Source organism: Streptacidiphilus albus JL83, from assembly GCF_000744705.1.
Taxonomy (GTDB): domain Bacteria; phylum Actinomycetota; class Actinomycetes; order Streptomycetales; family Streptomycetaceae; genus Streptacidiphilus; species Streptacidiphilus albus.
This window is the reverse complement of sequence record NZ_JQML01000001.1, coordinates 1,659,071-1,673,051: the sequence shown is the minus strand read 5'-3', so window position 1 is coordinate 1,673,051 and position 13,981 is coordinate 1,659,071. Positions and strand designations below refer to the sequence as shown.

10 protein-coding genes and 1 pseudogene are annotated in these 13,981 nt (G+C 73.1%); 8 read left to right on the top strand and 3 right to left on the bottom strand.

Annotation, left to right across the window (positions count from 1 at the left end):
* The first annotated feature begins 88 nt into the window (after positions 1-88).
* The 5 genes and pseudogenes from BS75_RS07255 to BS75_RS07235 form a co-directional block, all read left to right on the top strand.
* Complete coding sequence (locus BS75_RS07255) at positions 89-1,777, top strand: ABC transporter substrate-binding protein (RefSeq protein ID WP_042439431.1); 1,689 nt, start codon at positions 89-91, stop codon at positions 1,775-1,777.
* Positions 1,774-2,754 (top strand): ABC transporter permease, encoded by a 981-nt coding sequence (locus BS75_RS07250; protein ID WP_267970525.1) that lies wholly within the window; start codon positions 1,774-1,776, stop codon positions 2,752-2,754. The genes BS75_RS07255 and BS75_RS07250 overlap by 4 nt, the downstream gene beginning before the upstream one ends.
* Complete coding sequence (locus BS75_RS07245; protein ID WP_034087602.1) at positions 2,751-3,632, top strand: ABC transporter permease; 882 nt, start codon at positions 2,751-2,753, stop codon at positions 3,630-3,632. The genes BS75_RS07250 and BS75_RS07245 overlap by 4 nt, the downstream gene beginning before the upstream one ends.
* Positions 3,632-4,654: an ABC transporter ATP-binding protein gene (locus BS75_RS07240; protein ID WP_042439433.1), complete on the top strand. Its 1,023-nt coding sequence runs from the start codon at positions 3,632-3,634 to the stop codon at positions 4,652-4,654. The genes BS75_RS07245 and BS75_RS07240 overlap by 1 nt, the downstream gene beginning before the upstream one ends.
* Positions 4,651-5,481 (top strand): annotated as a pseudogene (locus BS75_RS07235) (ABC transporter ATP-binding protein); the annotation flags it as partial. The gene BS75_RS07240 and the pseudogene BS75_RS07235, both read left to right, overlap by 4 nt.
* A 160-nt stretch (positions 5,482-5,641) precedes the next feature.
* On the opposite strand, the gene BS75_RS07230 reads toward BS75_RS07235, so the two are convergent.
* Both BS75_RS07230 and BS75_RS47905 read right to left on the bottom strand, forming a co-directional pair.
* Complete coding sequence (locus tag BS75_RS07230) at positions 5,642-6,334, bottom strand: class F sortase (RefSeq protein WP_052069262.1); 693 nt, start codon at positions 6,332-6,334, stop codon at positions 5,642-5,644.
* The gene (locus BS75_RS47905) at positions 6,327-7,064 is read right to left on the bottom strand and encodes a hypothetical protein (protein ID WP_034087601.1); all 738 of its coding nucleotides are present in this window, start codon (positions 7,062-7,064) and stop codon (positions 6,327-6,329) included. The genes BS75_RS07230 and BS75_RS47905 overlap by 8 nt, the downstream gene beginning before the upstream one ends.
* Positions 7,065-7,267: 203 nt before the next feature.
* Between BS75_RS47905 and BS75_RS07220 the strand changes: the two genes are divergently transcribed.
* Together BS75_RS07220 and BS75_RS07215 are read left to right on the top strand one after the other, a co-directional pair.
* Complete coding sequence (locus tag BS75_RS07220) at positions 7,268-7,861, top strand: GNAT family N-acetyltransferase (RefSeq protein WP_034087600.1); 594 nt, start codon at positions 7,268-7,270, stop codon at positions 7,859-7,861.
* 156 nt (positions 7,862-8,017) lie between these two features.
* Positions 8,018-9,442, top strand: a complete 1,425-nt coding sequence (locus tag BS75_RS07215; RefSeq protein ID WP_034087599.1) for a uracil-xanthine permease family protein — start codon at positions 8,018-8,020, stop codon at positions 9,440-9,442.
* A gap of 61 nt (positions 9,443-9,503) precedes the next feature.
* On the opposite strand, the gene BS75_RS44015 is transcribed toward BS75_RS07215, so the two are convergent.
* Positions 9,504-10,079 (bottom strand): hypothetical protein, encoded by a 576-nt coding sequence (locus BS75_RS44015; RefSeq protein WP_042439439.1) that lies wholly within the window; start codon positions 10,077-10,079, stop codon positions 9,504-9,506.
* A 466-nt stretch (positions 10,080-10,545) separates the two neighbouring features.
* On the opposite strand from BS75_RS44015, the gene BS75_RS51370 reads away from it, so the two are divergent.
* A complete protein-coding gene (locus BS75_RS51370; RefSeq protein WP_034087598.1) occupies positions 10,546-13,926 on the top strand; it encodes a glucodextranase DOMON-like domain-containing protein in 3,381 nt (1,126 codons plus the stop codon).
* The last annotated feature ends 55 nt before the right edge of the window (positions 13,927-13,981 follow it).

Sequence of the window (13,981 nt, the reverse complement as noted above, 5' to 3'; positions counted from 1 at the left end):
CGCCCGCTCCGCGCACCCCACCCGCACCCCGCCCGCTCCGCGCCCGCCCTTCACGCTCCAACTCCCGTCCCTGACCCGGAGGAACACCATGTCCGCACCCCGCCCAGGAGCCCCGAGACCAACCCCGCGCCGTCCGCGCCGCCGCCTGCTCGCCACCGCGCTCGCGGCGGTCGGCGCCCTCACCGCGAGCGGTTGCAGCGGTGTCGCGAACGGCGGCGCCTCGTCCTCCTCCTCGGCCGCAGCCGCGGCCTACCGGCTCACCGCCCGCACTCCGGCCCCGGCCGGCGACATCAGCTCCTTCACCTGGTCGATCTTCGCCGAGCCGACCTCGATCGACTACGCCCAGTCCTACGACTACCCGCCGAACCAGATCCTCGCGAACGTCTGCGAGAGCCTGCTGCGCTGGAACCCGGACCTGACCTACTCGCCGAGCCTGGCGACCTCCTACGCCAACCCGACGCCCACCACCTGGGTGTACCAGATCCGCCCCGGCGTCCACTTCCACGACGGGACGTTGCTCACCGCCCACGACGTCGTGGTCTCGCTGAGCCGCAACATGAACCCGAGCGTCGGCAGCGACTGGTCCTACGCCTACCGCAACGTCAAGTCGATCGCCCAGACCGGCCCGATGCAGGTCACCGTGACCCTGCGGAGCCCCGACTCGACCTTCAACCAGTACATGGCCACGGCCCCCGGCACGGTCGAGTCCGCAGCGACCCTGGCCAAGGACGGCACCGACTACGGCAATCCGACCGACGGGGTCAACTGCACCGGTCCCTTCGAGTTCTCCTCCTGGACGCCGGGCCAGTCGCTGGTGCTCAAGCGCTTCGACGACTACTGGGACCCCCAGCTCAGGGCGAAGTCCGCGCAGGTGAAGTTCGTCTTCCTGTCGGACCCCACGGCCCGGGTCAACGCCTTCCAGACCGGTGAGGTCGACGGCGGCTGGATGCTGCCGCCGGACGCCTTCGGCCAGTTGGAGTCCAGCAAGGCCGGCAAGCTCTACTTCGGCAGCAACACCACCGTCGCCGAGGAGGTCGTCAACAACCTCAAGGGTCCGCTCGGCAACCCCACCGTGCGCCAGGCGCTGCTGATGGCCATCGACCGCAAGGGCCTGATCAAGGCCGGGGTGGACGGGGTCGGCGACGTCGCGAACGCCATGGTCACCCCCAACACCTGGACCGGGGTGCCGCAGTCGGTCGTCAAGGGCTACCTCGACGCCCTGCCGAACTACGCCTACGACCCGGCCAAGGCCAAGGCGATGGCCGCCAAGGCGGGGGTCCACGGACAGACGGTGGTGATCGCGACCAGTCCGCTCGACAGCGAGACGACCATCTCCGCCCAGGCCGTCGCCCAGGCGGCGACCGCCATCGGCCTGAAGCCGGTGATCGACACCGTCTCGGCGGACAAGTACACCGCCCTGTTCACCGACCCGGCGGCGCGCCAGGGCATCGACCTGTTCGTCACCTTCTGGTACACCAACATCACCGACCCGCTGGACATGTACTCCTCCCTGGAGACCGGCCAGTTCAGCAACTACGGCAACTGGTCCGACCCGGCCTTCGACACCGCGCTGAACAAGGCCGTCGCCGCCTACGACCCGGCCCAGCACGCCGCCGACACCGCCGCCGCCCAGCAGATCGCCATGCAGCAACTGCCTTGGCTGCCGCTGTACTCGGAACCGGTCAGCGTGTTCCTCGGCAACCGGATCACCGGCCTCCAGCCCTCCATCGACTACCTCTACTACCCGTGGGCCGCCCAGATCGGAGCCAAGGCGTGAGCGGCGGGTACGGTCGGGTCCGCGCGATCGCCACGGCGGCGGTGCGCCGGATCGCCGGCATGGCGGTGACCCTGCTGGTGACCTCCTTCCTGGTGTTCTCCTCGCTGTACCTGGCACCGGGCGACCCGGTGAGCTTCCTGATCAAGGGACGCAGCCCCAACCCCCAGGAACTGGTGACGCTCCGTCATCGATACGGCTTCGACAAGCCGTTCCCGGTGCGCTACTGGAACTGGCTGGACGGGGTCCTGCACGGCAACTTCGGCGAGTCCTACCTGTTCCACCAGAGCGTGGCCTCGGTGATCTGGTCGCGGCTGCCCTCGACGCTGCTGCTGGTCGCGGTGTCCACGCTGATGATCGCGGTGGTGGGCATCGGCGCCGGCGTGGTGGGTGCGCTGCGGCACGGTAGCCGTACCGACTCGGCGGTCCTGCTGCTGGTGACCGTCGGTGCGGCCGTGCCCTCGTTCGTCGCGGCGATCCTGCTGCGCTCGGTGCTCGGCGTCCGCCTCGGCTGGTTCCCCACCATCGGCAACGGCACCGGGGTCGTCGACCGGCTGCACCACATCGTGCTGCCGGCGGTCGCGCTGTCGGTGACCTTCATGGCGCTGGTGACCCGGGTGACCCGCTCGGCGATGCTCGACGAACTGCGCCGGGAACACGTCGAGGTCGCCCTCAGCCGGGGGCTGCCACGGCGGACGGTGATCCGCCGCCATGTGTTCCGCAACGCGCTGGGCCCCGTCGTCACCGTCTCGGGCCTGCTGGTCTCGGGGATGCTGGTGAGCACCGCGATCGTCGAGACCGCGTTCGGGATGTCCGGCATCGGCTCGCTGCTGGTGCAGTCCGTGGACGAGCTGGACTTCCAGGTCGTCCAGGCGATCGTGCTGCTGGTGGTCGCCGCCTTCGTCGTCGTCAACACGCTGGTGGACCTGCTGTATCCGTTGATCGACCCACGGGTCGCGTCCGCAGGGAGCGCGCGATGACCGACACCCACCCCGTCGCGGTCCGGACCGGGCCGCGCGCACCGCGCGCCCTGCGTGCCCTGCGGCTGCTCGGCGGCACCCCACTGGTCCGCGTCAGCGCGGTGGTCCTGGTGCTGTTCGTGATCGCCGCCGCCCTCGGGCCGCTGCTGGCACCGCAGGACCCGACCTTCGGCGACCTCGACAACACCCTGGTCGGCCCGAGCGCCGCCCACTGGCTCGGCACCGACCAGGGCGGCCACGACACCTTCTCCGCCCTGATCGAGGGCACCCGCACCAGCCTCGTCGGCCCGCTCGCCGTGGTGCTCTCCTCCACCGTCGCCGGCATCGCCGTCGGCCTGTTCAGCGCCTGGTGCGGCGGCTGGGTCGACGCCGCCGTCAGCCGGGTGCTGGACATCCTGTTCGCCTTCCCCTCACTGCTGCTCGCGATCCTCGCGGTGGCGCTGTTCGGCAAGGGCATCACCGCCCCGGTGCTCGCCATGGCCGTCGCCTACATGCCCTACACCGCGCGGCTGGTGAGGGGGTTGACGGTGCAGGAGAAGACCCGGCCGTACATCGCGGCCTACCGGGTCCAGGGCCACTCCCCGGTGTTCACCGCGGTACGGAGGCTGCTGCCCAACATCGGCCCGACCGTGCTGGCCCAGTCCACCGTCAACTTCGGCTACGCCCTGCTGGACCTGGCGGCGCTCTCCTTCCTCGGCCTGGGCGTCCAACCGCCCACCTCGGACTGGGGCGCGATGATCAACCAGGCGCAGGCGGCGATCCTCCAGGGGCAGCCGCTCTCCGCGGTCGTCCCCGCCACCGCCGTGGTCGTGGTCGTCGTCGCCTTCAACGTCGTCGGGGAACACCTCGGCGACCGGCTCGCGGGACGGGAGTCCTGATGGCACTGCTCGACATCAACGCACTGCACGTCGAACTCCCCGGGATGGCCCGTCCGGTCCTGGACGGGGTCAGCCTCGGCGTCGAGGCCGGCGAGGTCGTCGCGCTGGTCGGCGAGTCCGGTTCCGGGAAGTCGGTCACCGCCCGCGCCGCCCTCGGCCTGTTCCCGCCCCGCGCCGTGATCACCGGGGAGGTGAGGGTCGACGGCACCGACCTGGTCGGCGCCACCGCAGCGGAGTTGGCCACCGTACGCGGCGGCCGGGCGTCCATGATCTTCCAGGACCCCCGGGCCGGCATCAACCCGGTCCGCCGCATCGGCGACTTCCTCACCGAGTCGCTGCGCCTCGGCCAGGGCTGGACCAGGGCCAGGGCCGAGGCCCGCGCCGCCGAACTGCTCACCGCCGTCGGCATGCCCGACCCGCCGCGCCATCTGCGCCAGTACCCGCACCAGCTCTCGGGCGGCATGCTCCAGCGCGTCATGATCGCCGGGGCGCTCGCGGCCGAGCCCGAGCTGCTGCTCTGCGACGAACCCACCACCGCCCTCGACGTCACCACCCAGGCCGAGATCCTCGCCGTCCTCGGCCGGCTCCAGCGGGAGCGCGGCCTCGGAATGCTCCTGATCACCCATGACATCGACCTCGCGGCCGCCACCAGCGACCGCATCTACGTCATGTACGCCGGCCGGATCGTCGAGAGCGCGACCTCGGCGGAGCTCTTCGCGGCCCCCCGCCACCCCTACACCCGGGGCCTGCTCGACTCCACCCCGGCCCTGGAAGGACCGCTGGTCCGGCTCACCCCCGTGCGCGGGGTGCCGCTGGGCCTGCTCGAATCCACGCCGGGCTGCTCCTTCATGCCCCGCTGCCGCCACGCCCTGGTCGGGCTGTGCGACCAGGCGCCCCCGCCGCTCGTGCCCCACGGCGACGGCCCGGGCCAGGTCGCCTGCCTGCGCGCCCAGGAGCTGTTGCTCACCCAGGAACCGCTGCTGACCCAGGAACCGCCGCACGTTCAGGAGGCCGAGCTATGACCGATCCGACCGGACCGGGGCACCCGCTGCTGCTCCAGGTCAGCGGCCTGCACAAGAGCTACCGCACGGCCGGCGGCGGGGCGGTGGCCGCCGTGGACGACCTCTCCTTCGAGCTGCCCGCAGGCGGGGCGCTGGGCCTGGTCGGTGAGTCCGGGTCGGGAAAGACCACCACGGCGCGGATGCTGGTCGGCCTGGAACGCCCCGACGCCGGCACGATCCTGGTCCAGGGCAAGCCGCTGGCTGCCGCCGCCCGCGGCCGGGAGGCCCGACTGGCCCGCGCCAAGGCGGTCCAGATCGTCTTCCAGGACCCCTACCTGTCGCTGGACGCCAGGATCACCATCGGGGCGACCATCGACGGCACGCTACGGCTGCACGGCCTCGCCGACCGGGCGGCGCGCGCCGCCCGGGTCGCCGAGCTGCTGGCGCAGGTCGGCCTCGGCGAGCGGGAGGCGGCCTCGCTGCCGCGCGGGCTCTCCGGAGGACAGCGGCAACGCGCGGCGATCGCCCGGGCGTTGGCGGTCGAACCGGCCGTGCTGGTACTGGACGAGGCGGTGTCGGCGCTGGACGTGTCGGTGCAGGCGCAGGTGCTGAACCTGCTGTCGGACATCCGCCGCGACACCGGCATCGGGCTGGTCTTCGTCAGCCACGACCTGGCCGTCGTCCGCTACATCTGCGACGAGGCGCTGGTGCTCCGCCGGGGCCGGACGATGGAGCACCGGCCCGTCCCGGAGCTGCTGGCCCGGCCGGAACACCCCTACACCCGGCTGCTGCTGGCCTCGCTGCCGCGTCCGGGCTGGGACCCGGACGCGATCGCCGCCCGCAGGCGCGAACTGGCGGCCCGGGGGGCGGAGGGGACCGCCGGGGCCGACGGGGCGCCGGGGCCGCCGGCTGAGGCGGCCCGGCGGGTGGGGCGGCCCCGTCGGTCCGGTGGGGATGCACCGGGCCGACGGGATACCTGCGGTGGGGCCCTCCGCTGCTACCGGGGACTCAGGACGCGCCGCTCAGATGGGCGAAGAGCACCACGTTGCCGGTGTACTCGTGCGCGGCGCGGTCGAACGCGCCGCCACAGGTGACCATGCGCAACTCGGCTGCCCGGGTCGGCCCGTAGACGAGGGCGGAGGGGAACCGGTCCCGGGGGAACATCCGTACCGCGTCCACGGTGAACTCGGCGGTGCTGCCGTCGATCCGGCCCACGCGGACGACCGCGCCGCGCCGGACCGCCGAGAGGCTCCAGAAGACGGCGGGACCGGTCGTGGTGTCGACATGCCCGACCAGGACGGCGGCGCCGAGGGCGCCGGGGGCCGGGGTGTCGCGGAGCCAGCCCGCGGTGGCGGGGGTGGAGAACGGCGGCAGTTCGGGACGGCCGTTTCCGTCCATGCCCAGGGCGAGCAGCGGTGCCCGGAGCCCGATCGAGGGGACGGCGATCCACAGCGGCGTGGAAGGCTCCAGCGGGGCGTGCGCGGTGGTGGGACCCGACCCGGCGTCATCGGCGGGTACGGCCCCGGACTGTGGTCCGGTGGACTGCACGGCATCGGCGGTCCGGGAGGGTCCGGACGGCGGGAGCGGCGGTTGCGGGGGGACGGTGCTGCCCAGGGTCGCGCCGAGGACGGCGACCAGCAGCACGGCCGCGGAGAGCGCCTCCAGCGCGAGCCGCAGCGGGCGTGGCCCGCGCTCAGCCACGGGCGGCCTTTCCGCCCGGCCTGCGGCGGAGCAGCGTCCGGGCCCCGAGGGCGCCGGCCGCCCCGGTGAGGGCCCAGCCGAGGGGTGCGGCGAGGTCGTCGGCCGGGACCGCCGGGACCAGGGACTGCTGCGTGCCGCCCCAGCCGCCGCCGGTGGCGAGCGAGGTCAGCGGCACGACGCGGAGCCGACCGGAGCCGACGGTCCGGCCGTGGCACTGCTCGTCGACGGCGTAGCTGCCGGGGTCGACGTCCGGCGACACGGTGGCCCCGGCCAGCAGCCGACGGCCGTCCGCGTGCCGGAACGGCACCGAGCGGCTGAAGGCCGGTGACACGGCGAGCGGGTCCGAGGCGTCGTCGCAGCCGTGGAAGGAGACGAGGCTGACATGGCCGCCGGGCACGGTGGTGCTCGGGTCGATCTCGATGCTGAAGCGCACGCCGGGCAGGGGGATGCCCGGGTCCGCGCCGCCGGGATCGCCGGGCGCCGGGGCCGGTGCCGGGAGCACCGGCGCCGGGGGCGCGGCGACGGTGGGACGGGGACGCGGGGCGGCGGGCCGGGCCGGTGGCGAGGGGGAGTGCGCGCCGCCGGTCGACGGCGGGGCGCCGGTGCAGCTGTCGGGGTGCTCGTCGCACCAGGTGGGCCCGTCCGAGGTGGCCGCGTGGGCGGTACCTCCGAGGCTGAGGACCAGGGCGGCCGCAGCAGCGCCGACGAGCCCCGATTGGAGGCTGGCCATCGGGTTCTCTCCTTCCGGAGGGGGCGGCCGGAGCGCTTCCGGCACCGCGCCCCACTCCTGCTTCAGGAGAGGAATATGGAAATCATCACCACGTTAAACTGACGAGTACTCCGAGTGCCCGAGAATCCGCCCGCCCGGGGTGACCGCCCCACACGATCGGACCAGGTGGTTCCTGGCCGGTACGCCCGGTCAGGGTGCGGGGCATGGACCTGGAATCGATCACCGGCGCGTCCGCCGACGGGCTCGTGCTGCTCGGCGCTTCGGAGCTGACCTGGCGTCAGGGGACGGTGGCGGCGCTGGCCGGGCCGGCCCGGCGACTGCTGGCCGACCTGGTCGCCGCGGGCGCCGCGCTGGGATGGGTCGACCCGCCCGGGCCGGACGAGGTGGCCGAACTGCTGGACCGGGTCCTCGCCGGGGCGCGGGCCGGTGATGGGGCCCTGCGGGTGGCCTTCCTGGACGGTCGGCTGGTCGGGCTGGGCTACTGGCTGCGCTACGCCCGGCCGACCCACCGCCCGCACGCCGATCTGGAGAAGCTCGCCGTGGACGGCGCGGTTCACGGCCGTGGCGTCGGCCGGGCGCTGACCGCCGCGCTGGTCGAGGACGCCCGGGCGGCGGGCGTGGAGGTGCTCACCCTGGACGCCCGGGGCGACAACGAGCGCGCGCTCGGGCTCTACCGCTCACTGGGCTTCTCCGAGTACGGCCGACTCCACGACTTCGTGGCGGTCGGCGCCCGTCGCTACGACAAGGTCCTCTACGCGCTGGACTTCCGCCGACAGGCGGGCCCGCCCGCCCGTTGACGTTGACGCCCTCCTCCTCCTGGACCGACCGTGGCCCCGGCGAAGTGGTGCCGTCCGGCGGCGCGCAGGACGGACACACCACCGGGGTGACCAGGGGGATTGTCCGGTTGGCATACTGTCGGGACTGTATGTCGGGGCCGGTGATGGGAGTAGGGCGTGGGTTCGGGTTTCGGCTGGAAGCTCCACAACGGCGGTCGGCCGCCGTTGCCCGGGGCGGTGGTACGGCCGGACGAGCGGCTGAGCTGGGGCCGGACGATCGGGCTCGGCGCCCAGCACGTGGTGGCGATGTTCGGGGCCTCGTTCGTCGCACCGGTGCTGATGGGGCTGAACCCCAACCTGGCGATCATGATGTCGGGCGTCGCCACGGTGATCTTCCTGCTCGCCACCCGGGGCCGGGTGCCCAGCTACCTCGGCAGCAGCCTCTCCTTCGTCGGGGTGGCGGCGGCGATCCGGGCGGCCGGGGGGACCTCGGCGACGGTCACCGGCGCGCTGCTGAGCGTCGGCGTCGCCCTGTTCGTCTGCGGCCTGGTGGTCCGTGCGCTGGGCGCGCGGGTGATCCACGCGGTGCTGCCGCCGGTGGTGACCGGGTCCGTGGTGATGCTGATCGGCTTCAACCTGGCGCCGGTCACGGCCGGCACCTACTGGCCCCAGGACCAGTGGACCGCCCTGGCGGTGATGCTGTTCACCGGCTTCGCGCTGGTGGCGCTGCGCGGCTTCTGGTCGCGGATCGCTATCTTCCTCGGGCTGGTCTTCGGCTACCTGCTGTCCTGGGTCCTGGACGAGACCCTCGGAAAGATCCACTCGGTGAACGGCGCCGGACAGGTGACGGACCATTGGCGGCTGGACCTGTCCGCCGTCCGCTCCGCGCACTGGATCGGGCTGCCGCAGTTCCACGCGCCGCACTTCAGCGCGAGCGCGATCGTGGTGGCGCTGCCGGTGCTGATCGCGCTGATCGCCGAGAACGCCGGCCATGTGAAGGCGGTGGGGGAGATGACCGGCGATCCGCTCGACGACGAGCTGGGCACGGCGATCGCCGCCGACGGCGCGGCCACCGTGCTGTCGACCGCGCTCGGCGGACCGGCCACCACCACCTACGCCGAGAACATCGGGGTGATGGCGGCGACCCGGATCTACTCCACCGCCGCCTACTGGGCTGCCGCCGGCTTCGCGCTGCTGTTCGGGCTGTGCCCGAAGTTCGGCGCGGTGGTCGCCGCGGTCCCGGGCGGGGTGCTCGGCGGGATCACCGTCGTCCTGTACGGCATGATCGGGCTGCTCGGCGCGCAGATCTGGGTCCGCAACCGGGTCGACCTCTCCAATCCGGTCAACCTGGTGCCGGTCGCGGCCGGGATCATCGTCGGCATCGGTGGCGTCACCCTGCACATCAGCAAGAACTTCGAGCTCGGCGGCATCGCCCTGGGCACGATCGTGGTCCTGGTCGGCTACCACGGGCTGCGCCGGCTCGCCCCGGCCTACATGCGCGCGGAGGCCGACGCCCCGCTCGCCGCAGTGGCCACCGCCCCGGCCGCGCCGGAGCGGTCCGCCGGGGAGCGGTCCGCCGGGGAGCGACCCGCCGGGGAGTGACCCGCGCCGAACGACCCGCCCCGGGCCGACCCTGCGCGGGCCGACCCGGGGCGGTCCGCGCTCAGCGGCGGAAGACGCTCAGCGGCAGCGGTCCGCGATGGAGGATGTGCGGGACGTCGCCCCAGGGGAGTGACGGCTCGTCGGGGCCCAGGGTGCGCAGCCGCGTCAGCGCGCGGTCCGTGACCTGGGACACCGCCCGCAGCGTCGCGGTGGTCAGCGGCAGGTAGTCGTCCGCGTCGCCCGGGTCCGCGCTGCGCTCGCCGCGGGTCACCCGCATGAGCCGGATGCAGCAGCGTCGGGGATCCAGCTGCGCGGCGTCCAGCGGCCACATGGTGATCTCCGGCACCGGCCGACCGGAGCTGCGCATCGCCTCGAACAGGACCGAGGAGTCGATCGGCGAGAGGAAGACGACGTCCTCCCAGGCGCAGTCCAGCGGGATCACCCGTTCGAGCAGTCGCTTCTCCCGGCCCGTGTACTTGGCGCGATGACGGAGGTAGAGGTCCGGGTGCTGCTCCCGGAGGGCCGAGAGCGGCAGTAGTTCCTCGCCGCGCGGAGCCGTGACGGCCGTGTGGAAGAGGGTCCCCCGGACGCGGGGCCGGGGCGTGACGGATGGCGCGGATGCGGGTGCTGTGGGCATGAAAAAAGCGTCTCGACACCTCGCGGTGACGGACGCTCCACAGTAATTCTACCAGTCACCGGGTGACGGCGTCGAACCGGCGCTGCGCGCACCCGTACTGACGCTGCCTCGGATCGGGCCGGTCCAGGTGCTCGACCGGGTCCGGAATTCCGGGCCGCCGGGCCGTGCTGACGGACCGTCGGCGAACCTGGCCGTGGACGGCGGCCGATGCGCGGCGCGCTGCCGAGGCCCCGGCCTGCCGGCCCGAGCCGGGAGAGCGCTCCCCCTGCTGACCTGCGATCCGCCGGGCGGGTCGGTCCGGGGACGAGCCGTGCCGCCGCCCTTTACTCGCAAGTCACTTGCGGGTACTTTCATCGCGAGTTCTTGCAACGGCTTTCGCAAGAACTCCGGTTCCCCCCTCGAACCGCCGAGCGGTCAAGTGAGCCTCCACTGGTATGTGACCATTTCCGTCACTCTGAGGGGAATCATGACCCGACACCCACGCGTGGCCGCCGCGCTCGCCTCGGCCGCCGCCCTGGCGCTGATCGCGACGGCGGGCGGAACCGCGCGCGCCGCGTCGCCAGGACCGGCCGCCGCCGCCACGGCAGCCGGCGTCGCCACCGGTGCTCCCGGCGCGGCGTCGTACTTCGACCTCGCCCGGAAGGACTGCCTGGGCACCGCCAGGAACAGCACCTCCAAGGTCTGGTACACCGTCGCCGACGGAGTGCTGTCCGACGTGTACGAGCCCACCGTCGACAACAGCGACGTCAGCACCCTGCAGTACGTCGTCACCGACGGCTCCACCTTCACCGACCTGCAGACCCGCGACATGACGTACACGGTCCAGGCCGACGACACCGACATGGCCTGCACCGTCACCTCGACCGACGCCAAGCACGGCTTCCAGCTGCGCACCCAGTACGTCACCGACCCCGCCCGCGACACGGTGCTGATGCACACCCAGCTCACCGCGCTGCCCGGCAGCCGCGTCGACGTCCGTGCGCTGCACGTCTACGCGCGGCTCGACGCGCACGCCAACGGCGACGGCGGCGGTGGCACCCAGAACGCCGGCGGCAACAGCGGAGTGGTGGACCACAGTTCCGGGACCGCCGTGGTCTACAGCAGCAACACCGTGACCGAGGCCGCCAACCGCGACTACGCCGTCCCCACCTACATGGACCTGGACGCGTCGACCGTCGGCACCGCCTCCGTCGGCTACGCGGGCGCCGCGAGCGACGGGTTGACCCAGCTCGACGCGGCCCACGCCATCACCGCCGCGACCGCCGCCACCTCCGCGCCGGACGGGCACATCGTCGCCACCGAGGACGTGACGCCCCGTCACAGTGACGACATCACCCTGGCACTGGGCTTCGGACGCACCCAGGCCCAGGCGGTGAGCACCGCCGCCGCCTCGCTGCGCACCCCCTTCGCCCAGGTGGCCCGGGACTACACGGACGGCTGGCACGCCTACGACAGCACGCTGAACCGCGCGCCGAAGTCGGCCCCGGGGATCGCCGCCGCGACGGTTCGGAAGACCTACTACCTCGACGCCGACGTGCTCAAGGCCAGCGAGGACAAGACCTACCCGGGCGCCATCGTCGCCTCGCTGGCCTCGCCCTGGGGGCAGGCCGTCAACGCCGGGACGCTGGTCAACGGCAAGCCGGTCTACTACGGCTCCTACCGCGAGGTCTTCGGCCGCGACCTCTACGAGGCGTTCACCGGTCTGATGGCGGACGGCGACATCGCCACCGCCCGGGACGCGGATCTGTTCCTCTTCGACCAGCAGCAGTTGCCGACCGGCGAGATCCCGCGCAACTCGCTGGTCAACGGCAAGGCCGCGCCGGACACCGGCGGCGACCAGCTGGACGAGACCGCCTACCCGATCCTGATGGCGTACCTGTCCGGACTCTCCGGCGACACCGCGCTGTGGACCGGCCACATCAAGCCCGCCGCCGACTACCTGGTGGCGCACGGCCCGTCCTACGGCGTCGAGCGCTGGGAGGAGCAGTCCGGCTACTCGCCCTCGACCATCGCCGCCGAGATCGCCGGGCTGACCGCCGCTTCGTCCATCGCCGCGCTCCACGGCGACAGGGCCGACGCCCAGCTCTACCAGGCCACCGCCGACGACTTCCAGCGGAACATCGAGAGCTGGACCGTCACCAGCACCGGCCCGGACAGCGGTTCGCCGTACTTCCTCCGGCTCTCCAAGACCGGCGACCCCAACGCCACCACCAGCTACAACCTGGGCAACGGGGCGCCGACCCTGGCCCAGGACTCGGTCGTGGACGGCGGCTTCCAGGAGCTGGTGCGGCTCGGTGAGATCGCGCCGACCGACAGCGCCTTCACCAACTCGCTGAAGGTGCTGGACAACCAACTGTCCGTCAGCACCCCCTCCGGAACCGGCTACTACCGCTACGGCGACGCCGCGAGCGCCGGCAGTGCGGACGGCTACGGGGACTGCTCCACCACCGACAGCCAGACCGGCTGCACCACGGCGGGCGAGCCGTGGCCGACCACCGACGTCGGCACCGGCCACCTGTGGCCGGTGCTGTCCGGCGAGCGGGCCGAGTCCGCGATCGCCACCGGCGACCCGGCGACCGCCTCCGCGCTGCTCTCCTTCATGATCAAGTCGGCCTCGGGCGTCGGGCTGGTGCCCGAGCAGGTCTGGGAGGACCCGAACCTGCCCGCGTCGCCCTACGGCAGCGACCCGACCACCGCGTCGATCGGCTTCACCGACGGCCAGGCGGCAGGCTCCGCCTCCCCGTTGACCTGGGCCCAGGCCCAGGAGCTGCGGCTGATCGTCGACCTCGGCCAGGGCCGCACCGTCGACCGCCCCTCGATCACCACCGCCCGCTACGTCACCCACGGTGCGCCGAAGGCGGCCACGGTCACCCTGACCGCACCCGGCTCCGGCACCACGGTGGAGTCCTCGACCACGACCGTCACCGGGACCACCACCCCCGGCTCCTCCGTGGTGGTCGAGGCCGACGACACCGACACCGGCGGGGCGGCAACCACCGTCAGCACCAACGCCGACGCGAGCGGCGCCTTCTCCGTCCCGGTCGCCATCGGCTTCGGCACCGACGAGATCACCGTCGCCGCGACCACCCCGGCCGGCGCGACCGGCTACGCCCAGACCGCCGTCGTCGGCGACATCACCGGCGGCACCACCGTCCTCGACGTCACCGACCCGGTCGGCGACGACAACGGACCGGGCACCTACCAGTACCCGACCGCCTCGGACTTCACCCCGGGCTCCTTCGACCTGACCCGGTTCCAGGTGATCACCCAGGGCGGCACGGTCTATCTGCGCACCACGCTCAAGTCGCTCACCCCGACCTTCGGCAACACCATGGGCGCGCAGCTGCTCGACATCTACGTCCACGACCCGGCGGCGGGTTCGACCTCCACCGCCGCGCCCTACCCCTCGCGGAACTACACCGTCGCCCCGGCCGACGCCTGGAGCCAGCGGCTGGAGGTCCAGGGCTTCGCCTCCCCGGTGTGGGTGGACGCCGGGAACAACCAGGTCGGCACCCCGAGCGCGGTCGTCGCCTCCTCGGTCTCCAACACCGTCACCATCGCCCTGCCGGAGTCCGAGTTCGGCACGCCCACCTCGGGCTGGACCTTCACCCTGGCCCTGGCCGGCCAGGACGGCTACAGCTCCGACCTGGCCCGCGCCTTCACCGCCACCCCCGGCGCCTACTCCTTCGGGGTCTGCCCGGTCGGCGGGGCCGAGCGGATCTGCTCGGCCGACCCGAGCACCGTCGGCAAGGTGATGGACACCATCACCCCGCCCGGCGTCTCCCAGGCCACCGAGCTCGACAGCAGCCTCGGCCCGGTCGTCCTCCAGGGGGTGACCGTCCCCTAGCGTCCCGACACGCTCCCCGCACCTCGGGCGCGCGGCCGTCCCTCCCCGGAGGGCG